The following is a 23,744-nucleotide window of genomic DNA, read 5'->3' as shown; positions in this document are numbered from 1 at the left end:
ACAGTCCAAAGTGGATGCCATGTCACCATTGTCGCCCGATTCGTCGCACTTGAGGGCGTCCGCGGTTAACGAGATCGTTACAAATGTATACAAACAGTGAAATATGTGGATGATTGTATTCAATCTAAGAAAGCTGTGATTCGCCGATCATTGGATTTTTATGCCTCGACCGCTCTCGCGTCTGACCACCCGCCGCACGCTCTGGATTCCGCTCCTCGCCGCCGGGCTCGCGCTCTCCACCACGGCCTGCCAGGCGCAACAGCTGCAGACCACCCCCGAGTCTTCCGCTCGCGTCGACGTGACGAGCGCGCCGATCGGCGACCAGACCATCATCGAGGGTGGAGACTTCGTCATGGCACTCTCGGCCGAGCCCGACCGACTCGACCCGACCACGTCATCGTCGCTCTACACCCGCTATGTCATGCAGACGGTGTGCGAGAAGCTCTACGACCTCGACGCCAACGGGGCCATTGTTCCGCAGCTCGCCACCGACCTGCCGGAGTTCTCTGCCGACGGACTCACCGTCACCATTCCCGTGCGCACCGACGCCGTCTTCGCCGACGGCACCGACTTCACCGCCGAAGCCGTTGCCACCACGATCGAACGCCATCTCACCCTGCCGGCCTCCAGCCGCACGAGCGAGCTTGGCCCGATCACCGCCGTGACCGCAACGGACGTCGACCACGTTCAGATCACCTACTCCGAGCCCTTCGCCCCCATCACCGCGGCCCTCGCCGACCGCGCCGGCATGATCATGTCCCCCCAGGCTCTCGCGGAGACCGGCGACTCGTTCGGCGACAGCCCCGTTTGCGTGGGACCGTACAAGTTCGTCGAGCGGGTACCGCAGACCTCCATCACAGTTGAGCGCGACCCCATGTACTATGACGCGCGCAGCGTGCACCTCGACACGATCACGGACCGCATCATGACCGACTCCAACATCCGCGCGGCCAACCTGCGCTCGGGGGACGTGCACGCCGCCGATTCGATTTCTCCCCAGGACGTCGGCGCCCTCTCGAATGAATCCGGAATCGGAATCCTGCAGGTGGGTTCCCTCGGCTATCAGGGCATCACGATTAACATGGGCAACACCGACGGCATCGGCAGCGCGCCCGGTGTGATCGACACCCCGATGGCCCAGGACACCTCGGTACGAGAGGCACTCTCGATGTCCGTTGACCGCGAAGCCCTCGTCAGCAGCGTGTTCAACGACTGGTACGAACCGGCCTGTTCCCCGGTCTCCCCCGCGAGCCCGTTCACCTCAGCCCTCAGCGAGGAATGCCCGGCCTACGACCCCGAGGGCGCCCAGAGACTGCTGGAGGAGGCGGGTGTCGAACTTCCCTACGCGATCGACATGCTCGTGAGCAACAACCCCGACACTCTGCGCTTCGCGCAGGCGCTGCAGGCATCCGTTTCCGACGGCGGCTTCGAGCTGACCATTTCTCCCGTTGAGTACTCCACCCTGCTCGACCTGCAGACCCGCGGCGAGTTCGACGCGCTGCAGCTCGGCTGGTCCGGCCGGGTCGACCCGCACGGCAACATGTTCAACTTTCTCTCCACGGGGGGCGGCAACAACTACTCCGGCTACAGCAACGCCGACGTCGACACCCTCCTGGCGGATGCCGCGGCCACGACTGACGTCTCCCATCGCGCGGATCTCTACGGCCAGGCCGTGGCCCAGGTGCAGGAAGACAACCCCATCGTGTATCTCTACCGTCAGCGCAGCCTCACTGCGTACTCGACCGACATCGCCGGCATCCACACCTTCGCCGACGGCGTCGTGCACCTGAGCGACGTCGCATTCGTCGAAGGCGAGTAGGCGACAGATGGCACGTTACCTGATCACCCGGCTCTGGCAGTCCGCGATCACGCTGATTCTGGCCTCGCTCGTGGTCTTCATCGGGGTTCGCCAGCTGCCGGGTGATCCGGCCCTCGCCATGGCGGGGGAAGAAGCCACGCCCGAGCGCGTGGAGGCCATTCGCGTGCAGCTCGGACTCAACGAACCGCTCATCACGCAATACCTCACCTTCGTGGGCAACATGGCCGGCGGGGAGCTCGGCAATTCGACCCGCACCGGCGCCCCTGTCACCGACCTCATCGCCACGACACTGCCCGTGACGCTGTGGCTCTCCGCCTACGCGATCCTCGTCGCCGTGCTCATCGGCGTGGCGCTCGGAGTGGTCGCCGAACGTTTTCGAGGCCGCTGGCCCGAATGGATCGCAAACGGCCTTGCCTTGATCGGGCTGTCGGTGCCGAACTTCTGGCTCGGTATTCTCGCCATCCTCTACCTCTCGGTGACCCTGGGCTGGTTCCCCGCCTCCGGCTACGTGCCGATGAGCGAGAATCCGGTGCGAGCGATCTACCACCTCACGCTGCCGGCCATCATTCTCGGCACCGGACTCGCCGCCGTGATCATGCGGCAGACGCGGGCATCCATGATCGAGACGATGAAGACCGACTATGTGCGCACCGCGAAGGCAAAGGGTCTCAGCGGTGGCCGAGTGCTCGTGCGCTACGGCCTGCGTAACTCGCTGATCGTCGTCGTCACGATCGTCGGGCTGCAACTCGGCGGGCTGATCTCTGGCGCTGTGGTCACCGAGCGCATCTTCGCCCTGCCGGGCTTCGGCAAGCTCACCCTCGACGCGGTGTTCACCCGCGACTACCCCGTGATCCAGGCCGTCGTTCTCATCATCACGGTGGGCTATATCCTGATCAACCTCGCCGTCGACATCCTCTATTCCGTGATCAATCCGCGTATCCGAGTGGGAGGAAGAACCTCGTGACCAAGACCCGAACAATCGCCCTGGCGTCACACGACCTGGGCAACGGTCGTGGCCGGCTCTGGCGCTCGCTCCGCCACAACCCCCTCGGCATCGCGGGCGGCGTCATGCTCGCCGTCGTGCTGCTCGTGGCCGTCTTCGCCCCACTCATCGCCCCCTACGATCCGGCAGACGTTAACTTTGACGCGCCCTTCCAGCAACCCGGCACCGTGGGCTACCTGATGGGAACAGATGACCTCGGTCGCGACATCTTCTCCCGCATGGTCTTCGGCATCCGGGTGTCACTCCAGGTGGGCGTGCTCTCGGTGTTGCTCGCCGTGGTGATCGGCACCCCGCTCGGGCTACTGGCCGGCTACTGGAACTGGCTCGACGGCATAATCTCCCGCCTGACCGACGTCACGCTCGCCTTTCCGTTCCTCATTATCGCCGTGGGACTCTCGGCCATCAGCGGACCGAGCCTCGGCAACGCGGCGATCGCCCTCGGCGTGGCGCAGGTGCCCACCATGATCCGGGTGGTGCGCGGGGAAACCCTGCGCATCAAGGAAACGGACTTTGTGCTCGGCGCCCGAACGATGAACGCCTCGGGACTGCGGGTGATCTTTCAGCACGTGCTGCCCAATTGCGCCTCGGCGATCATCGTGCAGGCCACCGTCATCATGCCCGTCGCCGTGATCGGCGAGGCCCTCCTGTCGTTCCTGGGACTCGGCATCCAGCCGCCCACACCGAGCCTGGGCATCATGCTCTCCGACGCGCAGCAGTACATCTTCCGTTCCCCCACCGCGGCGATCTTTCCCGGTGTCGCCATCGCCGTGATCTGTCTCGGCTTCAACCTGTTCGGCGACGCGCTGCGCGACGCCCTAGATCCCACCACCACGAGCCGAAAGTAGAAACATGACCTTCACGCCTCCGAACCCCTTCACCACCCGCCCCACCCTGCAGGGCACCTTCGGCATGACCGCGTCCACGCACTGGATCGCCACAGCGACCGCGCAGGCTGTGCTCGAACGGGGCGGAAACGCCTTCGACGCAGCCGTCGCGGGCGCCTTCGTGCTGCACATCGTCGAGCCGCACCTCAACGGCCCCGGCGGCGACATGACCGGCGTCTTCGCCACGGCGGAGCAGCCGGGGGTGCCGATCGTGCTGATGGGGCAGGGGCCGGCCCCTGCCGCCGCCACGCGCGAACACTACCTCGCGGAAGGCCTCGAACTCGTTCCGGGCTCCGGCGCCCTCGCCGCCGCCGTTCCCGCCGCCGTGGACGCGTGGCTGTTGCTGTTGCGTGACCACGGCAGCTGGCAGCTCGACGAGGTGCTCGACTTCGCCCTCGGGTACGCCAGAAACGGCCACCCCATCCTGGCGCGAGTCTGTGACACCATCGCGGCCGTCTCCGACCTCTTCATCGAACACTGGCCGACATCCGCTGCGCAGTGGATTCCCGGCGGCCGCCTTCCGGTGGCCGGTGAGATCGTCACCAACGAGCCCTGGGCACGCGTACTCGAACGCCTCATTTTCGCGGCGGCCGACGCGGCGGAAACACGCGAGGCGCGCATCGATGCCGCCCGCTCGGAGTGGCGCGAAGGCTTCGTGGCCCGCGCGCTGGTGGAATTCGGCACGACTGCGCACCGCCACTCGTCGGGGACCGACCACCGCGGCGTCATGACGCTGGCCGACCTGGCCGGCTTCCAGGCGTCGTTCGAACCCGCCGCAACCGCGGTTTTCCGCGGTCATACCATTGCCAAGACCGGCGCCTGGGGCCAGGGACCTGTGCTGCTGCAGATCCTCACCATCCTCGAAGGCTTCGACGACGAACACCTCGACCCGTCGACCGCGCTCGGAGTTCACACCATCCTCGAGGCCGAAAAACTCGCCCTCGCCGACCGGGATACGTATTACGGCGACGCCGACGTACCGCTCGACTACCTCCTGTCATTCGCCTATGCAGACTCCCGCCGGCAGCTCATCAGTGAGCACGCCTCGCACGAATTCCGCCCGGGAACCGTTCCAGGGGTCACAGCCTTCGTGCCGCCGATGCGCACCGCCTATCTGCCGCCGGCACTCGCCGTCCTCGGCGCTGAGGTGCAGTTCGTGGGCGTCGGTGAGCCGACCGTGGCGGCGCCCGCCGCGGCATCCGCTGCCGAACCCGTCGTGATGCCCTCGGGTGAGATGCGCGGTGACACCTGCCACATCGACGTGGTCGACCGCTGGGGCAACATGGTCTCCGCCACGCCATCCGGCGGCTGGCTGCAGTCGTCCCCCACCATCCCCGAGGTCGGATTCTGCCTCGGCTCGAGACTCCAGATGACGTGGCTCGAAGAAGGCTCCCCGTCGACGCTCACCCCCGGCAAGCGCCCGCGCACGACTCTCACCCCCACACTCGTGCTGAAAGACGGCGTGGCCGTGACAGCACTCGGCTCCCCGGGCGGCGACCAGCAAGACCAGTGGCAGCTGCTGTACCTGCTGCGCACGATCATCGGTGGCTACACCCCACAGGAGGCCATCGATGCCCCCGCCTTTCACACCACATCGTTCCCCGGCTCCTTCTGGCCGCGCACCTGGACCCCCGGTGGAGCCGTGGTGGAGGACCGCCTCGGCGAGGACGTGATCGCCGAGCTTGAACAGCGCGGCCATGTGATCACACGCTCGGGCGACTGGTCGCTCGGGCGACTCTCGTCGGTGACGAAGGACCCGACAACGGGCCTGTTGCAGGCCGCCGCGAACCCCCGGGGAGCACAGGGTTATGCCGCAGGACGCTGAGGTCACGGCCGGAGTGCCCCCCGTCACGACCACCGCCGCGCCGCTCCTCGCCGTGCGCGATCTCGAGGTCTCCTTCGGCGAGGACCCGGTTGCCGTCGTGCACCGGGTGAGCTTCGACCTGTTCCCCGGCGAGCGGGTCGCCATCGTCGGCCAGTCGGGCTCCGGCAAGTCCACGATCGTGGGCGCGATCCTGGGCCTGCTGCCCGGCGACGGACGGATCACGAACGGATCGGTTAGTCTGCACGGTTCGGTCAGTCCGGGCGCCGCGCACGCGACGCTCGAGCTGCAGGCAGCCTCCGAGAAGCGGATGCGGGGCATCCGCGGCCGTCGCATCGGCCTGGTTCCGCAGGACCCGGCCTCCAACCTGAACCCGTCGATGAAGGTCGGCGCGCAGATCGACGATGCCCTCGCCGGCAACGTGGCCCGCAACGGCCTGCGAACCCGGGCCGCAAGACAGGACCGGGTGGTCGAGCTCATGACGGAGGCAGGCATCCCCGATGCCGCCCGGCGCTCTCGTCAGTTTCCCCACGAGTTCTCCGGCGGCATGCGCCAGCGGATGCTCATCGCCATCGCCCTGGCCAGCGAACCCGAGCTGCTCATCGCCGACGAACCCACCTCGGCCCTCGATGTGACCGTGCAACGCCAGATCCTGAACCACCTGCAGGCCCTCGTGGACGCGCGGGGCACCACGCTGCTGTTCATCACGCACGACCTCGGGCTGGCAGCCGACCGCACCGACCGCATAATCGTGATGTCGGAGGGGGAGATCGTGGAGATCGGTACCCCCCGTGAGATTCTGCTGAACCCCCAGCACGAGTACACCAAGCGGCTCGTGGCCGCGGCACCGGCGCTCGGCGTGCGGAACGCGCCGCCGGCATCCGTCCTGGCTCGCCCGGCGGCGCACGCAGGGGGCGCCACGCCCATTCTCGCCGTGCACAACCTCGTGAAGGAATTCACCCTGCGCGGCCAGCGCGGCGGCATCGTGCGCGCGGTGAACGACGTGACCTTCTCCCTGGCCCGTGGCACGACGACGGCGCTCGTGGGCGAGTCCGGCTCCGGAAAGACCACCGTCGCGCGCATTCTGCTCGGCCTCGACACCGCGACCAGCGGTGAGGCGCTCGTCGACGGGCGCAGCATCACGTCGACCAGCGGCAGCGAGCTGCGCCGTCTGCGGCGCACGGTGCAGCCGATATACCAGGATCCGTACGGTTCACTCGACCCGACGTACAGCATCGAAAGATTGATCGACGAACCCCTGCGTATCTTCAGGGTGGGCGACCGGGCGAGTCGACGACAGCGCGTCGCCGAGCTGCTCGACCAGGTGGCGCTCTCCCGTGGCGTGGCCCAACGCCGGCCCAACGAACTGTCGGGCGGCCAACGCCAGCGCGTGGCGATCGCCCGCGCGCTCGCTCTCGAGCCGGAGGTGTTGATCTGCGACGAGGCCGTCTCCGCCCTCGACGTGCTCGTGCAGGAGCAGATTCTCACCCTGCTGCAGGACCTGCAGCAACGCCTCGGCCTGAGCTACCTCTTCATCACCCACGATCTGGCCGTCGTGCGCCAGATTGCGCATAATGTGGTGGTTATGCAGCAGGGAAGTGTCGTGGAGAACGGAGACGTGAACCAGGTGTTCACTGCCCCCGACGCCGCTTACACCCACGAGTTATTAGGAGCCATCCCCGGTGCCGCTTTCGCCCGCTGACCAGATCGCCTCACCCCGGTACCGCGTGCAGGACGCCATCCGCGCCGACATTGTTCTCGGCACTCTTGCGCCCGGCAGCCGGATCACCGAATCGTCTCTCGCGACGACCTACGGCACCTCGAGGGTGCCCGTGCGGGAGGCCCTGCACGCCCTCGAGGCCGAAGGCTTTGTGGAGTCCAGGGCCTACGCGGGATCCCGGGTGTGCGAAATTCCGGTGGCCGATGCCGACGATCTGTTCGCCATTCGCGAGGTACTCGAGGCGGCGATCTCCCGGCGCGCCGCCGAACGAGCGCGTGCCCAGTTCTCCGCCGCGCCCTTCGCCGCGTGGGCTCCGGCCCGCCGCGAGCTCGCGCGCCTGCTTGACGCCGGAGACGCCGCGGTCGAGGCCGGCACCCTGGAATCGCTTCCCGCACTCAACGGACTCTTCCACCTCGGCCTCGCGGACCTCAGCGGCAGCACGTCACTGACGGTGCTGCTCAAACAGATCTCCCGAAAAATCGAGTGGCTCTACGCCGCTGACAAGCAGTCACGTGGCAAACGACTGTGGCAGGACCACAGGCCGATCATGGCCGCGATCGACGCGGGTGATGCCGATCTGGCCCAGCGGCTGATGGCCGATCACGTGGGCTCGGCCCGTTCCGGCTATCTGAGCCGTTTCGAATCCGCAGGATCATAGCACTTCGGCGCGCTAAAACGTACCCCCGGAGTGGGATGAACGGAACCCTGCGGTCCGGTCGTATTCTGAGATCATCGACCGATCACACAGACACGGCGACGGGAAGGATTCTCGTGAAGATGCTACACATTGAATGCCCAGAATGCAATCAATTGGTCTGGATCACGTCGGACACGCGATTCGCCACATATCACGCGAAAGACGGATCCACGGAGGATTGCCCCGGATCCCGCACGATCATTCCCGTGCCCCCCAAAACGTCCGCACGGCGCAAAACGGTCATCACGACGTCGTAGCCGCGCAGCCCCTACCAGGACGAAAGGGCCGACATCCGCTTCCGAACGAGCGGATGTCGGCACTTGCTTTGTAGGTACCCTTGAGCATGAGCACTCCTCCGATCGCGGCGAAGAAGCCGCAGCAACGCATCCACCACAACGACGTGCACGTGGACAATTACGAGTGGATGCGCGACAAAGACAACCCAGAAGTGATCGCCCATCTCGACGCCGAAAACGCGTACACGGACCGGCGCACCACGCACCTCGAGCTGCTCCAAGAGCAGATTTTCGAGGAGATCAAGGGCCGCACCCAGGAGACCGACCTCAGCGTGCCGGTGCGCCGCGGCGAGTGGTGGTATTACACCCGCACCGTCGAGGGACAGGAATACGGCATCCACTGCCGGGCACCGATCACGGACGCGGCCGACTGGGTGCCGCCGTTTGTCGATGCGTCAGGGGCGGGCGGTGCCGGCACCGGCCTGATCGGGGAGCAGGTGCTCCTCGACGACAACGTGGAGGCCGCCGGCCACGACTTCTACTCGCTCGGCAGCTTCGACCTGACAGCCGACGGCCGTCACCTGCTCTACGCGGTCGATGTGGAGGGCGACGAGCGCTACACGATCCGCGTCCGCACCATTTCCACAGGCGAGAACCTCGAAGACGAAATCCCCAACACGAGCGCGGGCGCCGTCTTCGACCCGAGCGGGCGCTACCTCTTCTACACGACGGTTGACGATGCCTGGCGTCCCGACACCGTGTGGCGCCACGACATCGGCACCGCGGCATCCACTGATACCAGTATTTTCACCGAGTCTGACGAACGCTTCTGGGTGGGCATCGGCCTCACCCGCAGCCGCAGATTCCTGATGATCGAGGCCGGCTCGAGCGTGACGACCGAGACCCACATCCTCGACAGCAGCGACCCGACGGGCGAGTTCGCCGTGGTCTGGCCGCGTCGAGACGGCGTGGAATACGACGTGGAACATGCGGTGATCGACGGAACGGACCGCCTGCTGATCGTGCACAACGACCAGGCCGTGAACTTCGAACTCGTGAGCGTGGCCGCCGCAGACCCGCAGGGCGAGAAACGGATGCTGCTGGCCCACAACCCCGAGATCCGACTCGAGAGCGTTGATGCGTTCCGCGACTTCGTCGTGGTGGAATACCGCCAGGATGGCCTGACCCGGGTGGCTGTGGCGCGTCGGGAAGACCGCGGCGCCCCCGACCACGGGCTCACCGAGATCACCTTCGACGAGGAGCTGTTCGCGGTGGGCACGGCCGGCAATCCCGAGTGGGACCAGCCCACGGTGCGGCTCGGCTACACGAGCTTCGTTACCCCTGGCACGGTCTACGACTACGTGGTGGCCACCGGCGAACGGCGCCTGCTCAAGCAACAACCCGTGCGTGGCGGCTACGACCCCACACTGTACGAGCAGCGCCGGGAATGGGCCCGCACCGCCGACGGCACCCGCATCCCCATTTCCCTCGTCTACCGACGCGACCTCGTGACCCCCGGTGAGCCCGCACCCACAGTGCTCTACGGCTACGGGTCCTACGAGCACAGCGTGGACCCCGGCTTCGGCATCCCCCGGTTGAGCCTGCTCGACCGGGGCATGATCTTCGCCATCGCCCATGTGCGTGGCGGCGGCGAACTCGGCCGGCTCTGGTACGAGCAGGGCAAGACGCACCAGAAACGCAATACCTTCACCGACTTCGTCGCCTGCGCCGAGCACTTGATCGACGAGGGGTACACAGCGCCGGACCGCCTCGTGGCCGAGGGCGGCAGCGCCGGCGGACTGCTCGTGGGGGCGGTGGCGAACATGGCGCCCGAGCTCTTCTCCGGCATCCTCGCCGTGGTGCCGTTCGTTGACGCCCTCACCTCCATCCTCGACCCGTCCCTCCCACTCACCGTGATCGAATGGGACGAGTGGGGCGACCCACTGCACGACCCTGAGGTGTACACGTACATGAAGTCTTACTCCCCCGTAGAGAATGTGCGCGACACCCACTACCCGCGTATCCTCGCCGTGACGAGCCTCAACGACACCCGGGTGCTGTACGTCGAGCCGGCCAAGTGGGTCGCGCGCCTGCGCGAGGTGGGAGCGGATGCCCTGCTCAAGATCGAGATGTCGGCCGGCCACGGCGGGGTATCCGGCCGGTACAGTGCGTGGCGCGAGCGCGCCTTCAACTACGCGTGGGTGGTCGACGCGGCGAACGCGCATCCGTCTGGCGAGGAAGCTGCGGTGATCGACTGAGTGGACGGTTGGAACAATCTTTCCAGCAACCGAGCCAAGCGGTCGTATCCTATAGGAGCCGGACAGCGAGGGCCAGGAGGGCCAGTCGATTATGTCGCCATGGGATTACGCGAAAAATCGCGACTATGACACGGCCGTGTGCGCGCAGTTTCTCGCCGCCTTACCGGTGACGGGGGCGGCCGTCTCGGTGTTCAGCGCCTCGCTGCCGGAGGCCTGCGTCTGCGCGACGGACACGCTCGCGGCGAAACTGGATGAGATGCAGTTCGACCTCGGGGAAGGCCCACGCCGGGACGCAGTGACCACCCGGGCCCCCGTGCTGCTCGCAGACGTGCGCAACAGCTCGCATGAGCGCTGGCCGATCTACTGGCAAGCCCTGCTCGACACCGACGTGCAGTCGCTCTTCATTTTCCCCCTGATCGTCGGCGCCCTCAACGTGGGCGTCGTGGAACTGTACAGTCGCTCACCGAATCCCCTCAGTAGCAGGGATCAGGAGATCGCTGTGGCCCTGGCTGATCGGATCGCCTGGAGCCTGCTCGACCGCATCCTCACCCTGAACGCGAGGAATATGAGCCCCACCGACGAGTCGTCTCCCCTCTCACGTCGGGAAATTCACCAAGCCACCGGAATGGTTCTCGTACAGCTCGGATTAACGGCTACGGAAGCACTCCTGCGCATGCGAGCGCACGCGTTCGCGAACGATCAGTCCATGCGCGACGTCGCCCGCGAAGTCGTTGCGAGGACGCTCGTTTTCACGTCTTGACCCCCTCCATATTTTGTGTCATCGGTTGTACAATCGGAGCATGGCAGCCGCAACTCGTGCTTCGCTTGTAAGCGCAGCATTCGTGAAATTGGCCGACGCCTTGGTCGGCGAATACGACATGCTCGATGTTTTGCATACCTTGGTAGCGCAGTCTGTCGAGCTGGTCGATGCGACGGCCGCCGGGCTGCTTCTGGCGGACGCAAACGGGCATCTGCAGGTGCTCGCCTCCACGAGCGAGGAAAGCCAACTAGTGGAGATTCTCCAGACCGACGCTGGAGTCGGACCCTGCGTCGATGCTTACATCACGGGTAACGTCGTGACCCTCAGCAACATCGAAACCGACGGCAACAGGTATCCGGACTTTCAGTCGGCCGCTCTATCCCAGGGCTTTCGCTCCGTCCATGCGATACCGATGCGCGTTCGGCCCAACACTATCGGAGCGTTGAACCTCTTTCGCGCACAAACAGGCATCTTGAGCGAGGAAGACGCCGCCATCGGTCAGGCACTCGCGGATGTCGCCACCATCAGCATCCTGCAGGAGCGCGCGGTACGCGAGAACGCCGTCATCAAGGAGCAGTTGCAGCGAGCGCTGGACAGCCGGGTGCTGATCGAGCAGGCCAAGGGAGTCATCGCGCAGCGCAGCAACGTGGACATGAATGAGGCTTTCAACCGTCTGCGTCGTTACGCCAGATCGCACAACGAGGCCATGCACGTCAGTGCCGAAAACGTGATCAACAACGTGGTGACCGTCTAGTCCGTTTCCGCTGGCCAGTGTTTCCGCACCTCAGTCGACGCACGCGTTTCAGGACACCAGTCCTTCGCGCTCGGCGACCGACCGCGCCGGCCGGGGCTCGAAGACGTCCAGCAGGAAATCCTTCTCCCGATGCTGGACGGTACGCTGAAGCCCGGCCACGTGGGCGAGCTGGGTGTGCACGTTGTCGGCGCTGAGCGGATACTCCGGCACGGGGTGGCGCCAGTGACAGGCCAACAGGACCCCATCTGCGGTGAGGTTCGCGCGGCATTTTTCGAGCAATCGTCGCAGATCAGTCGCTGAGCAGTAGTACGCCACCTCGGAGAGAATGATGAGCTCGAAGGTGCCTGTGGGCCACTCCGCCGGCAGAAACCTGCGTTCGAACCTGACGTTCGGCTGCCCCCCCGAGGCGGGCACGGGCTATCTCGAGCGCCTGCTCGGCGCTGTCCACCGCGAGCAACTCATCGCAGCGCGCGGCCAGCTCCACGGTGAGCACACCGGTGGAGCAGCCCAGTTCGAGGGCAGACCTGAATCTCTGGCGCGGCAAAGCGGCCAGGGTGAGCGCGCGCTTGCGCTCCTCGTACCACCGGGTTTCGACGCCCCACGGATCGCTCTCACCCCGGTAGAGCTGATCGAAGAACGGTGCGGGAAGGCTCTCGCCGGGGCGCGTGGGCTCCTGGCGAGTGGAAGCTTCCTCGTCGGCGTCGCTGTCGCTGTCGGAATCGACCTCGACCGCCTCAATACCCGCCTCGATGAATGTCTCAAACCCGCGGGTGAAGTGTGCGCTGAATTGTGGTTTCACGAGCGGTTCGTCTCCCGGTGCTTCGTAGAGTTCGTGGCCGTGGCCCTGGTGCAGGCCGAGGGCCCTGGCCTTCGCGTCCCGTTCGGCGTGGCTCAGGTCGAGCGCGCGCAACGCGTCGTCCGGCCAGACGTCTTCGGTCGGAGAGGACCAGTGCCACGCCCAGATCGGGTATTCGAAAAGACGCGCGTTGCCCGCCTTGGCCGCGTCAGCTGCGGCATCCCCCGCCGCGATGTGGTCCGGGTGCCCGTCCGCTCGCCAGGGAGCCACAATCCAGGTCCCGGGTTGCTCCGGTAGAACTTCGGCCGTGATGGCCGCCGAGGCATCGCGAACGTGATCGGAGAGCGCACCATCAGGCAACTCCAACAGGCGCAGGGTCGCGTCGGGCGCCAAGGCTGCCACGGCGTTCATCACATCAATGCGCCGGATGGCGGCCAGCCGTTCGGCAGAGTACGGGCTGGAATCGGGGACCGACTGGTCGCCATTGCTCAACACGAGCACCGAGATGGGCAGGCCGAGGGCCGCCACCCGCGCGATCAGGCCCCCCGCACCGAGCGTTTCATCGTCGGGATGGGCAGCGACCACCACGAGGCGCCGCAGGTCGTCGATCGGAAGGGCGGGCAGGCGGGCTCGCCAGTCCGAGGCCGCCCAAACTTTCTCCGGCGTGCCGTCATCCCACTGGCCTAGGTTCACCATGGCGCTTCGTCCTCTCCACGACCGCCGCCACCTCGCCGTGGCGACGCGACCCTACCACCAGATCGGCACCCCAGCCAGAGTGGAGCCCGCGCAATCCGATGAGCGGGAGCCGGCATGACAAAATTGAGCCATGACGGAGAGAGACACCGGGGCGACTCCCTCGTGGAAGGCCCTGCTGGCCGTGCCGGAGAAACAGGGCGCAGCATCCGTTTCCCGACATTCGGGGCGCATCGGCAGCGCGCCGTCCACGCGCGTCGCGGGCACGCCGCCCACGCGCATGGGCCTGCAGTTCGAGCTGCGCGAGCAGCTTCCGCGCACGAACGAACGGTGGCGCGGGCCCACCGCGCAGCCGGTGAGGACGGTCGTCCCTGGCCACGGCGACTTTCGGCTCGGCGTGCGGCCGGTCGTGCAGAACGACAACGGCAACTGGGTGCGCGCGAGCCTCGCCTGGAACAACCTCACGTTCCAGGTGCGCGAGCTGAACCTCGACCCCGTGCAGCATCGCTGGTTCTCGGAACTGATCGCGCTCTACAGGGCAGTGCGCATGGTGTACTCCAGCAGGGAGGCCGACTGGATCTACCTCGACGAGTTCAGCAGCCCACTGCTCTGGCATTTTCTGGGGCGCGCGAACGAACTCGGAATCGCGTTCGTGGGCACCAGCAAGAACGTGACCGTGAACCTCGGAGCCGAGGCACGCGTGAGCCTCGACGTCACCCGCGAGGCGGCCGACCTGCGCCTGGCCACGACCCTCGCCATCGACGAGGTTCCCCACGCGGTCGAGTCGGCGGGAACGATCGGCAGCCACGGAATCTACGCCTACAATTTCGCCCCGCACGCCGCGTTCACGCTTGCGCCCACGCCGCATCCGCTCACAGGCGAGCAACTCGCCCTCGTGGGGCGGGCATCGGCGGCCACAGTGCCAGAGACCGACGTGACGGAGTTTCTCACCGAGTATTATCCGGCCCTCCGCCGCCGAATGCGGATAGTGAGCACGGATGCCTCTGTTCGATTTGCCGACCCTGCCCCGCCCGTACTCGTGCTCACGGCTCGCTTCGAAGAGAAGCACACGCTCCGCCTCGGCGCGGACGTGGAGTATCGGGAGGGCTCAGTTATCACCCGGCTGCCGCTGACGCCAGGGGCCGACGAAGCCGAGGCCCGCGACACAGCGGCGGAAGCCGAGGTGCGTGCCAGGGTTGCGGGCGTGCTGGCCGACGCCGAGTTAAGCGCGATCCCCGCCCTGCAGGGCGTCGACGCGGCGGAGTTCACCGAGAAGGTGCTGCCGCGCCTGCGCGCGCTGGCCGGAGTTCGCGTCGACGTGATCGGCACCGAGCCCGCCTACCGCGAGTTGACCGCGGCCCCCACACTCACCGTGACGACCGTCGAGACCGACCAGCGCGACTGGTTCGACCTCGGCGTGCTCGTCTCGATCGAGGGCAAGAGCGTGCCGTTCGCGCCCCTGTTCATGGCTCTCTCGAAGGGGCACACCCGGCTGCTGCTGATCGACAACAGCTACCTCTCGCTGCGGCAGCCCGTGTTCGAGCGGCTGCGCGAGCTCATCGAGGAGGCACGGCAGCTGGGCGAGTGGAAGACCGGGCTGCGCATCAGCCGTCACCAGGCGAGCCTCTGGGCCGACTTTGAAGACCTCGCAGACGAGACGGAGCAGGCCGTGGCCTGGCGCACCGCGGTCGCCGGGCTGCTCGACGCCACGGGCATCGACCCCACGCCGGTGCCGCCCGGGGTGACGGCGACCCTGCGTCCCTACCAGACGCACGGCTTCGACTGGCTGGCGTTTCTGTGGCGGCACCGGCTGGGCGGCATCCTCGCCGACGACATGGGACTCGGCAAGACCCTGCAGGCCCTCACCCTGATCGAGCATGCCACGCGGACCGACGAGAACACGGACGAGAACACGGACGACCGGCGGCCGTTCCTGGTCGTGGCGCCGACATCCGTCGTGTCCAACTGGGTGTCGGAGGCGGCGCGGTTCACGCCGGGCCTCACGGTGCGCGCGCGTACCGAGACCGAGGGCGGCGGCCGGGCGTCGATAGCGAATGCCGCGGCCGGCGCCGACGTGATCGTCACGTCGTACGCCCTGTTCCGCCTCGATTTCGACGCGTACCAGGCGCACGGCTGGGCGGGCCTGATTCTGGACGAGGCCCAGTTCGTGAAGAACCGCGCCTCGCAGGCGCACCTGTGCGCGAAGGAGCTGCGCACCCCGTTCAAGCTCGCGATCACCGGCACGCCCCTGGAGAACAACCTGCTCGATCTGTGGTCGCTGCTCAGCATCGTGGCACCGGGCCTGTTCCCGTCTGCGCGGCTGTTCACCGAGGACTACGTGCGCCCGATCGAGCGTGCCGAGAACCCGGCGCTGTTCGCGAAGCTGCGCCGGCGCATCCGCCCGGTGTTACTGCGGCGTACCAAGGAGACTGTGGCGCCGGAGCTGCCGGCCAAGCAGGAGCAGGTGCTCTCCATCGAGCTGAACCCCGAGCACCGCACCATTTACGACACGTTCCTGCAGCGCGAGCGGCAGAAGTTGCTCGGCCTGATCGAGGACATGAACAAGAACCGGTTCATCATCTTTCGGTCCCTCACCCTGCTGCGCCTGCTCAGCCTCGACGCCTCGCTCGTGGACTCCGCGTACGCGCACGTGCCGTCGAGCAAACTCGACGCGCTCTTCGAACAGCTCGACGATGTGGTGGCCGAGGGACACCGCGCGCTCGTCTTCAGCCAGTTCACGTCGTTCCTGAAGCTGGCCGCCGCTCGGCTCGACGCCCAGGGCACACCGTACTGTTACCTGGACGGGTCGACCCTGCGCCGTTCGGAGGTGATCGACCGTTTCAAGACCGGCCTGGCACCGGTGTTCCTGATCAGTCTCAAGGCCGGCGGGTTCGGGCTCAACCTCACCGAGGCCGACTACGTGTTTCTGCTCGACCCGTGGTGGAACCCGGCCACCGAGGCGCAGGCGGTAGACCGCACGCACCGAATCGGCCAGACCCGCACGGTGGTGGTGTATCGAATGGTGGCGACCGGCACGATCGAGGAGAAGGTGATGGCGCTCAAGCAGAAAAAGGCCAAACTCTTCGACTCCGTGATGAACGACGACGCCGCGTTCAGCGAGTCCCTCACCGCGGCCGACATCCGCGGCCTCTTCGACTGACCTCTGCCACCTCGCATAACTCCTGCAGATTATGGGCCGGCTTCAATTCGGCCCCGGAATCACGCGGGCGGCCGGCCAGGCCGTGACGATTTGCAGGAGTTATGCGAGAGTGATGCGGGTCAGACGGCGCTCGAGCCCGCCCAGAGGTTGATGCCCTTGTCGGTGGCGTGCTCGTCGATGGCGGCGAGCTCCTCCACGCTGAACGACAGGTTGTCGAGCGCGGCAACGTTGGCCTCCAGCTGCGCCACCGACGACGCCCCGATGAGAGCTGAGGTCACCGCGGTGTTGCGCAACACCCAGGCGAGTGCCAGCTGCGCGAGCGACTGGCCGCGCGCCTGTGCGATGTCGGTGAGGGCGCGGATGCTCGCGAGAGTCGCCTCATTCACCATGCCCTTGTTCGCAGAGCCGTCACGGGCCACCCGCGAGTCGCCCGGGATGCCCTGCAGGTAGCGGTCGGTGAGCAGCCCCTGCGCGAGCGGCGAGAACGCGATGCAGCCGGCACCGAGCTCGTCGAGGGCGTCGAGCAGGTCGTCTTCGACCCAGCGGTTGAACAGCGAGTACGAGGGCTGATGAATCAGCAGCGGAGTACCGAGATCCGCGAGGATGGCTGCGGCCTCGCGGGTGCGTTCCGGCGAATACGAGGAGATGCCGGCGTAGAGGGCACGGCCGCTCGTGACGGCGGTGTGCAGGGCACCCATCGTCTCTTCGAGGGGGGTGTCGGGGTCGGCGCGGTGTGAGTAGAAGATGTCGACGTAGTCCACGCCCATACGGCCGAGTGACTGGTCGAGGCTCGACAGCAGGTACTTGCGTGAGCCGTTATTGCCGTAGGGGCCCTCCCACATGTCGTAGCCGGCCTTGGTGGAGAGCACCACCTCGTCGCGGTGCCCGGCGAAGTCCTCGCGGAAGATCTGGCCGAAGTTCGTCTCGGCGCTTCCCGCGGGAGGTCCGTAGTTGTTGGCGAGGTCGAAGTGGGTGATGCCGAGGTCGAAGGCGCGCCGCAGAATGGCGCGCTGGGTGTCGAGGGGCTTGTCGTCGCCGAAGTTCTGCCAGAGGCCGAGCGAGATCGAGGGCAGCTTGAGGCCACTCCGCCCGGTGCGTCGGTAGGGCATGGATTCGTAGCGGGTTTCAGCGGGAAGGTAGGTCACCCTTGTCATAATGCCACGGCATCCGCTGAATACGCATTTGTGTGAGTGACTGGAGGCATGCAGATCAACGGCGTTCACCACATCGCGATCATCGCGAGCGACTACGAGGTATCGAAGCGGTTCTATCAGGAGGTGCTCGGCTGCCGACTCGAGGCCGAGTATTACCGGGCCGAACGCGAATCGTGGATGGGCAAACTCTCGCTCAACGGCACGTATCTCATCGAACTGTTCACGTTTCCCAACACTCCCCCGCGGCGCACCGGGCCGGAATCCCTCGGCCTGCGACACCTCGCCTTCAACGTCGACGACGTTCCGGTCGCTCGCGAGGAACTGCTCGGCCGCGGCGTCGACTGCGAGGAACTGCGCGTCGACCCGAACACCCTCAAGGCCATGTTCTTCTTTCGCGACCCCGACGGCCTGCCCCTCGAAATCTACGAGCGCTGAGCGGATGCGGCGGCGCAGGTTTCGGATGCCGGCGCACTCTTCTCCGTGCGCCGGCATCCGTCCCCTGCGCGTCGCGCCGCCGGTTAGTGCGCGCGCTTCTTGGGAACGCGGTTCTCCGCGCCCACCATCCAGGAGTACTGCTCGAGCTTCTCGATGAAGACGTGCAGGATGTCCGCGCTGGTGGGATCCTCCTCGTCGACCTCGTCGTGCACGGCGCGCATGTTGTCCACCGTCGCGTCGAGGCGTTCCGTGATCAGCCCCACCGTCTCGGTCGTGTCCACCTCTCCGTCGGGGAACTGCGCCAGGTGGGTGGTCTTGGACACCGTGGCGCTGCGGCCGTCGGGCAGAGCCTCCAGCGCGCGCATCCGCTCGGCCAACTGGTCGGAGAACATGCGAACGTCGACGATGATCTCGTCGAGCTGCAGGTGCAGGTCGCGAAAGTTCTTGCCCACGACATTCCAATGTGCTTGCTTGCCCTGACCGTGCAGTTCAATCAGGTCGACCAGAACGGATTGCAGGTTGTTGCTGAGAGTGGTGGAGGCGTGCATGTGTCCTCTTTCCGTAAGCGGTGTGTTCGGCTGTGCCGAGGCTACCAACGCAAGCTGATCACGGGCAGGGATGCAAGAATCTACACATGCCACAGGAACAGCCGGCCGTTGTGTCGGTGAGCCGAGACGACCGACACCGGTTCAGCAAGCCCACGGTCAGCGAGATCCGTCTGCTCACGGGGTACGGCGTGGAGGGCGATACCCATGCAGGCGCCACCACACAGCACCGCTTTCTGGCGAAGAAGGACCCCACTCGCCCCAACCTGACCCAGGTGCACCTGATCCAGGCCGAACTCTTCGACGACCTCGACGGCTTCACTGTGACGCCGGGCGAGCTCGGCGAAAATGTGACCACCCGCGGCGTCGATCTGATGAGCCTGCCGCTCGGCGCCCGGCTGCACCTCGGCGCCGACGCCGTCGTCGAAATCACCGGCATGCGCAGCCCGTGCAGCAGCATTAACGGCTACCAGCCGGGCCTGATGAAAGCCCTCATCACAACGGATGCCGCCGGCCGCCCCGTGCGACGGGCCGGCGTCATGGCCGTCGTCGCCGCAAACGGCACGATCCGCGCCGGCGACGCCGTCCGCGTCGAGCTGCCGAGCGGAGAACAACTGCCGCTCGGCGTTGTCTGACCCGGATCCCGGGGCGCCTGCGAGCATAACTCCTGCAGATTCTGGGCCAACCACAATCCGGCCGCGGAATCACGCGCAGGTCCGGCTCGGCCGTCCCGATTTGCAGGAGTTATGCCCATGCAAGACGCGGGACTAGTCCTCGAGAACCTCTTCTTCGGAGGCCTGGAACCACGGCGGGTATACGGCGACCTTGGGGCGATAGGTGGAGGCCTTCAGGATTTCTCGCACGGCGTCGCGCACCCGGTCGTTGGCCACGCCGAGCAGGGTGACGAGCTCGAGCGGGAAGGTCTCCTGCACGAGCAGCTCCGCTGTGAGCAGGGCGTCGGAGTCGAGATCGGACCGCAGGCGCACGAGCATCCGGTCGACGCCTTCGCTCGTCGAGACCACACGGGTCGAAGCATGCGCCGCGTCGCCGTCGGCCACGGCAACCGCCGCCGGAAAGTCGTCGTTCGTGGCGGCGTGGGCGTCGACAACCTTCTTGACGGTGCTGACGAAGATCACGAAGTCGTAGGCGTCGGAGCCGTGCGCGTTCAGCACGAGGCGGGCGTCGCCCGAGCGGGCGCGGATGGCGTCCCACACTCTCGCGTTGGGCGACAGGAAGAAGGGCACGTAGTCGGCGATCACGAGGCCGTTTTCGCCGGGCAGGGCGGCCGCGCGGCGGGCCTCACGCACGTCGGCCGCGGAAACGTCCACGGCGGGGCGCGCCTCGAGGGCGTCGCTCGCGTCGGCCAGCAAGCCGCCGCTGGCGAGGATCGCGGCGAGGTTGCTGATGTGAGTCACGTGGTAGATGCGCTGCTCGCCCACGTTATCGATCGGGCGCTTGGCCACGGCCGCCGCTTTGCGCGGAGCCGCTGCGGAGACGGTGGGTGTCGCCGTGCGCGGTCCGGTCAACGACGGCGGCTTGGCGTTGCTGGAGCGCTTGCGCACGACGGGCGCGGCCACGACCTCCGGTGCGGCCTGGGGGAAGCAGACGGCGCAGAGTCCGCCGTCAAGTCCGTGAATGCATTCGTCGTCCAAGGCACAACCTTTCGTGGGCATGGGAGAAACACCACCCACCAACGTTACGTTCATTTTCGACCTCACGGTGACAATTTGCCCGAAGTTCACCCAGTCGGGGCGCCGATCAGGGCAGCAGGCTGAAGACCACGCCAGTCTCGGTGACTCGCACCCGGAGGCGTTCGAGGCTCGGCACCACGAGGTCGGCCTCGAGCTCGTCCGCCTGGTGAGTTCCGACCACGCCGATCGTCGCGCAGCCGGCGGCGCGGGCAGCGGCGAGGCCTGCCGGGGCGTCTTCGATCACGAGGCACTCCCGCGGGTCGACCCCGAGACGTGCGGCCCCCTCGAGGAACGGCTCGGGGTTCGGCTTACCCCGGCTGGTGTCGTCGATGGTGACCACAACGGATGCCGCGGCCAGCCCCGAGGCTGAAATTCGCGCGGCCGCGAGGGTGCGCCCGCACGACGTGACGATGGCTCGGTGTTGTTCGGGGATGCTCAGCAGGAGTTCGGCGGCACCGGGCAGCACCGTGATGTCGTGCGTATCGGCGGTTTCGAGGGCCAGCACGCGCGCAAGTGCCTGCTCCACGGCGTCGGCGGGCACGAGCGACTCCACGATCTGGCGGGCCGGCATGCCGTGGTTGCCACTGCGGAACGCTTCGTCGAGCCCACGTTCGGCGGCCCAGCGCAGCCAGGATCGGTTCACGGCGGGAGTCGAATCGATGAGGGTGCCGTCCATGTCGAAGAGCACGGCCCGGAACACCCGCCCCATCACCTCGGTGGCTGTCTGCATGCTGGTTCCCTTCGAACGTTCCTTCAAGGGTAGGCGACGGGTATCGTGATACGGATGCAGACTTCCGAACCCACCCCCACCGATACGCCCCAACCGAGTGCCCAGCGACTCATCGCGGTAATTCAGAAACTCGCCGAATTCGATGTGGCGCAGTCGACGGAGGAAGACCAGATCGCCGTGCAGGAGGCCGTTGCGCTCACGTCACCCGAGCACCAACAGGCGCTGCTGATCGCCCTGCTGTTGGAGCGCGTGCGCGCCTAAACTGGTCAACATGATGATCACTCGTCTCGAACCGAACGAAATCTTCGTATTCGGTTCCAACGCCACCGGCCACCACTTGGGTGGCGCCGCAGCTGATGCCCACGCGAACTTCGGAGCGATCTGGGGAGAGGGTCACGGCCTTCACGGGCGCTCCTACGCCATCGACACTATGAGCGGGCTGGAGGTTCTCGCTGCGGAGGTGGCGGCCTTCCTGTCCCTCGCCCAGGCGCACGCGGAACTGCGGTTTCTGGTGACCGAGCTCGGCTGCGGCATCGGCGGCTACTCCCCCGAGCAGATCGCCCCGTTGTTCAACGCGGCGACCGACAACGTGATGCTGCCGGCCCGGTTCCGATCGGTCCTGTCCGCCGGGCGAGGCGCCTGACCGCCACCATCGTGCCGGTCGAGTTGCGACGGGCACGATGCGGCAGGATCACGACGGGCGGCCGCTAGCTGTACTGAGTCATGACGTTGGTGACACTTGGCTGAGCGGTGCCTGTCCGATTCCAGTGTGGATGCGTTCAGTGTTGTAGAAGTTCAGCCAGGGCGCAAGGGCTTCGGCGCGTTCGTGGCTCGTGTATTTTCGTGCGGAGGCCCACTCTGTGGTGAGGGTGCGAGGACTTCTCCTCCACAGGCAAAAATCTTGGGGAGTTTTCCATAGAATACCCCGATCAGGGCCGTTTAGAGCCCGTGAATGTCGGTGGTCGCTGGGAAAATTAGGTCATGACCACTTCAACGGACCTCCTCGTGGAGAGCACGGCGGCACTCGCCGACACGTACTCTCACTCCCTGGGTGGTGGTGTGCGCACTGAGGAGGAACCCGACGCCGGGGTGGATGTGCAGCGGATGACGAACGCGGGTTTGCTGGCCAGCATGGCGGCCACCTTTGAGGTGGTCAGGTTGGCGCAGGCGCTTCTGGTTCGGGAGGCGGGCGAGCTCAACGACAGGTTCGAACACGACACCGGCATCGCCGCCCAGACGGGTAACCGAAATGCCGCCGCGGCCCTGACTGACATCGGTCACATCTCGATGGCGGAGGCCGGTCGGTTGATACGGGTGGGGAAGGCGACGAAGCCGAGGATGAGCCTGATCGGGGAGCAACTGGCACCCGAGTACCGGGAGGTCGCTCGAGCGGTCAATGCGGGGGAACTCACCGTGGATTCGGCGCTGTACATCACCGCGAACCTCGAGCAGGCCGCCCCGCGGGCCACGACCGCAGACCTCGAGATGGCGGAGAAGGAGTTGGTGGAGTTCGCGGTAGCGAACCCGGTGGATTCGGTGCGGAAGCTGTCCATCCGGTACCGGGACGCCCTCGACGTGGATGGTGTGGAACCGCGGGAGGAGGTGTTGGTGTCGCGGCGGGGGTTGAATCGGCTGGTGCTGCCCAACGGCATGAAACGCTACGTGCTCGATGCGGACCCGGTGTCAGCGGCGTTCCTGGACACCGCGATCGACGGGATGACCAGCGCGGAACTGCGCAAACCCAGGTTTGAAGCCAAGGAAGATCCTGACGGGTGTGGCGACAACCACGAGATCATCGGCGACGGCCGAACAATGCCGCAACTGAACTTCGATGCCTTCGTCGACATCGTGCGTCACGCCCTCTCCTGCAAAGAGGGACTCGGGGCACTGGATCACACGACGATCATCGTGAGGATGACCCTCGAATCCCTGCAATCAGGGCTCGGCGAAGCCCAGCTCGACGGGATCGAACAGCCGATCTCCGCCGGAACGGCCAGGAAGATGGCGGCGGAGGCGTGTTTGATCCCGATGGTCCTCGGCGGCAAGAGCGAGGTTCTCGACTTCGGCCTCCGAAAACGGCTCTTCACAACGGCGCAAAAGCTCGCCGCGATCGAAAGGGACGGCGGCTGCGCCACGGCCGGGTGTAACCGGCCGCCCAGCTATGCCGAAGGTCACCACATCCGTTGGTACAAAGCGCATGACGGGCCGACGAACCAAGCGAACTGCGTGATGCTCTGTAGTGCGTGCCACCACCGCATCCACCGCGAAGGCTGGGACGTGGTCGTGAAGGATAACGTGGTGTACTTCATCCCTCCGGCCAGTGTCGATCCGAGGAGAACTCCGCGACGAGGCGGCCGACCACCGGTCCCGGCACCGAAAGGACACGACGGCCCCCACTATAAGCGCAAGGTGTGAGGCCCGCGGCGCCCTCGGACCGGTAGCGTCGCACCCACCGATAGGCGCACTGGCGAGAGATGCCGAGTTCTTTAGCGACGTGCGCGGCAGGCCGACCACCGAGCACCCTTTCGACCAAAAGGGCCCTTCCACGAACGGTCAAACGGGCGTTCACGTGTGACATGAGGACCTC

At 66.4% G+C, this 23,744-nt stretch carries 22 protein-coding genes and 1 pseudogene; 15 read left to right on the top strand and 8 right to left on the bottom strand.

The window, feature by feature from the left end; genetic code table 11:
- The first annotated feature begins 160 nt into the window (after positions 1–160).
- The 9 genes from BJ997_RS02700 to BJ997_RS02660 all read left to right on the top strand — a co-directional run bounded on the left by BJ997_RS02700 (position 161) and on the right by BJ997_RS02660 (position 11,953).
- A complete protein-coding gene (locus BJ997_RS02700) occupies positions 161–1,819 on the top strand; it encodes an ABC transporter substrate-binding protein (protein WP_052542090.1) in 1,659 nt (552 codons plus the stop codon).
- 7 nt (positions 1,820–1,826) lie between these two features.
- Positions 1,827–2,783: an ABC transporter permease gene (locus BJ997_RS02695; protein ID WP_035836027.1), complete on the top strand. Its 957-nt coding sequence runs from the start codon at positions 1,827–1,829 to the stop codon at positions 2,781–2,783.
- Positions 2,780–3,667: an ABC transporter permease gene (locus tag BJ997_RS02690; protein WP_084141131.1), complete on the top strand. Its 888-nt coding sequence runs from the start codon at positions 2,780–2,782 to the stop codon at positions 3,665–3,667. Before BJ997_RS02695 ends, BJ997_RS02690 begins: the two co-directional genes overlap by 4 nt.
- A 4-nt stretch (positions 3,668–3,671) precedes the next feature.
- A complete protein-coding gene (locus tag BJ997_RS02685; RefSeq protein ID WP_035836028.1) occupies positions 3,672–5,531 on the top strand; it encodes a gamma-glutamyltransferase family protein in 1,860 nt (619 codons plus the stop codon).
- On the top strand, positions 5,515–7,230 hold the full coding sequence (locus BJ997_RS02680; RefSeq protein WP_052542091.1) for a dipeptide ABC transporter ATP-binding protein: 1,716 nt from the start codon (positions 5,515–5,517) through the stop codon (positions 7,228–7,230). Before BJ997_RS02685 ends, BJ997_RS02680 begins: the two co-directional genes overlap by 17 nt.
- Entirely contained in the window at positions 7,211–7,906 is a 696-nt protein-coding gene (locus BJ997_RS21875; RefSeq protein WP_236628876.1) for a GntR family transcriptional regulator, read from the top strand. The genes BJ997_RS02680 and BJ997_RS21875 overlap by 20 nt, the downstream gene beginning before the upstream one ends.
- A 382-nt stretch (positions 7,907–8,288) precedes the next feature.
- Positions 8,289–10,439: a S9 family peptidase gene (locus BJ997_RS02670; RefSeq protein WP_035836029.1), complete on the top strand. Its 2,151-nt coding sequence runs from the start codon at positions 8,289–8,291 to the stop codon at positions 10,437–10,439.
- Positions 10,440–10,530: 91 nt separating this feature from the next.
- Positions 10,531–11,199 (top strand): GAF and ANTAR domain-containing protein, encoded by a 669-nt coding sequence (locus tag BJ997_RS02665; protein WP_035836030.1) that lies wholly within the window; start codon positions 10,531–10,533, stop codon positions 11,197–11,199.
- Between the two features lie 40 nt (positions 11,200–11,239).
- Complete coding sequence (locus BJ997_RS02660) at positions 11,240–11,953, top strand: GAF and ANTAR domain-containing protein (protein WP_035836031.1); 714 nt, start codon at positions 11,240–11,242, stop codon at positions 11,951–11,953.
- A 48-nt stretch (positions 11,954–12,001) separates the two neighbouring features.
- Here BJ997_RS02660 and BJ997_RS21150 read toward each other — a convergent pair whose 3' ends face one another.
- Both BJ997_RS21150 and BJ997_RS21145 read right to left on the bottom strand, forming a co-directional pair.
- Entirely contained in the window at positions 12,002–12,163 is a 162-nt protein-coding gene (locus BJ997_RS21150) for a hypothetical protein (protein WP_221243921.1), read from the bottom strand.
- A gap of 79 nt (positions 12,164–12,242) precedes the next feature.
- Positions 12,243–13,445, bottom strand: a complete 1,203-nt coding sequence (locus BJ997_RS21145; protein ID WP_201771703.1) for a bifunctional PIG-L family deacetylase/class I SAM-dependent methyltransferase — start codon at positions 13,443–13,445, stop codon at positions 12,243–12,245.
- Between the two features lie 130 nt (positions 13,446–13,575).
- On the opposite strand from BJ997_RS21145, the gene BJ997_RS02645 reads away from it, so the two are divergent.
- The gene (locus BJ997_RS02645) at positions 13,576–16,602 is read left to right on the top strand and encodes a DEAD/DEAH box helicase (RefSeq protein WP_052542092.1); all 3,027 of its coding nucleotides are present in this window, start codon (positions 13,576–13,578) and stop codon (positions 16,600–16,602) included.
- 119 nt (positions 16,603–16,721) lie between these two features.
- On the opposite strand, the gene mgrA is transcribed toward BJ997_RS02645, so the two are convergent.
- A complete protein-coding gene (gene mgrA / locus BJ997_RS02640; RefSeq protein WP_268871358.1) occupies positions 16,722–17,747 on the bottom strand; it encodes an L-glyceraldehyde 3-phosphate reductase in 1,026 nt (341 codons plus the stop codon).
- 57 nt (positions 17,748–17,804) lie between these two features.
- On the opposite strand from mgrA, the gene BJ997_RS02635 reads away from it, so the two are divergent.
- Positions 17,805–18,191, top strand: a complete 387-nt coding sequence (locus BJ997_RS02635) for a VOC family protein (protein ID WP_035836034.1) — start codon at positions 17,805–17,807, stop codon at positions 18,189–18,191.
- 83 nt (positions 18,192–18,274) lie between these two features.
- Here BJ997_RS02635 and BJ997_RS02630 read toward each other — a convergent pair whose 3' ends face one another.
- Positions 18,275–18,739, bottom strand: coding sequence for a Dps family protein (locus BJ997_RS02630; protein WP_035836035.1), 465 nt, complete (start codon positions 18,737–18,739; stop codon positions 18,275–18,277).
- Positions 18,740–18,825: 86 nt separating this feature from the next.
- On the opposite strand from BJ997_RS02630, the gene BJ997_RS02625 reads away from it, so the two are divergent.
- Entirely contained in the window at positions 18,826–19,371 is a 546-nt protein-coding gene (locus BJ997_RS02625; protein ID WP_035836036.1) for an MOSC domain-containing protein, read from the top strand.
- A 132-nt stretch (positions 19,372–19,503) separates the two neighbouring features.
- Here the strand turns inward: BJ997_RS02625 and BJ997_RS02620 are convergent, their stop codons facing one another.
- Both BJ997_RS02620 and BJ997_RS02615 read right to left on the bottom strand, forming a co-directional pair.
- Positions 19,504–20,388 (bottom strand): DarT ssDNA thymidine ADP-ribosyltransferase family protein, encoded by an 885-nt coding sequence (locus BJ997_RS02620; RefSeq protein WP_183323239.1) that lies wholly within the window; start codon positions 20,386–20,388, stop codon positions 19,504–19,506.
- 106 nt (positions 20,389–20,494) lie between these two features.
- Positions 20,495–21,157: an HAD-IA family hydrolase gene (locus tag BJ997_RS02615; protein WP_035840129.1), complete on the bottom strand. Its 663-nt coding sequence runs from the start codon at positions 21,155–21,157 to the stop codon at positions 20,495–20,497.
- Positions 21,158–21,211: 54 nt separating this feature from the next.
- On the opposite strand from BJ997_RS02615, the gene BJ997_RS02610 reads away from it, so the two are divergent.
- Together BJ997_RS02610 and BJ997_RS02605 are read left to right on the top strand one after the other, a co-directional pair.
- Positions 21,212–21,418 carry a hypothetical protein gene (locus tag BJ997_RS02610; RefSeq protein ID WP_035840126.1) on the top strand — a complete coding sequence of 69 codons (207 nt, stop codon included), beginning with the start codon at positions 21,212–21,214 and terminating at the stop codon, positions 21,416–21,418.
- 10 nt (positions 21,419–21,428) lie between these two features.
- Positions 21,429–21,800: an A1S_2505 family phage non-structural protein gene (locus BJ997_RS02605; RefSeq protein ID WP_035840121.1), complete on the top strand. Its 372-nt coding sequence runs from the start codon at positions 21,429–21,431 to the stop codon at positions 21,798–21,800.
- 78 nt (positions 21,801–21,878) lie between these two features.
- Here BJ997_RS02605 and BJ997_RS02600 read toward each other — a convergent pair whose 3' ends face one another.
- Positions 21,879–22,079 (bottom strand): integrase core domain-containing protein, encoded by a 201-nt coding sequence (locus tag BJ997_RS02600; RefSeq protein ID WP_084141773.1) that lies wholly within the window; start codon positions 22,077–22,079, stop codon positions 21,879–21,881.
- Positions 22,080–22,138: 59 nt separating this feature from the next.
- Here BJ997_RS02600 and BJ997_RS02595 point away from each other — a divergent pair, with 59 nt between their 5' ends.
- On the top strand, positions 22,139–23,572 hold the full coding sequence (locus BJ997_RS02595; protein ID WP_052542733.1) for a DUF222 domain-containing protein: 1,434 nt from the start codon (positions 22,139–22,141) through the stop codon (positions 23,570–23,572).
- On the opposite strand, the pseudogene BJ997_RS02590 reads toward BJ997_RS02595, so the two are convergent.
- Positions 23,571–23,735: pseudogene (locus BJ997_RS02590) on the bottom strand (helix-turn-helix domain-containing protein); the annotation flags it as partial. The gene BJ997_RS02595 and the pseudogene BJ997_RS02590 overlap by 2 nt on opposite strands.
- Positions 23,736–23,744: the final 9 nt, after the last annotated feature.

It is taken from the genome of Cryobacterium roopkundense (assembly GCF_014200405.1).
Lineage (GTDB): Bacteria > Actinomycetota > Actinomycetes > Actinomycetales > Microbacteriaceae > Cryobacterium > Cryobacterium roopkundense.
This window is presented reverse-complemented; position numbering and strand designations above follow the sequence as displayed.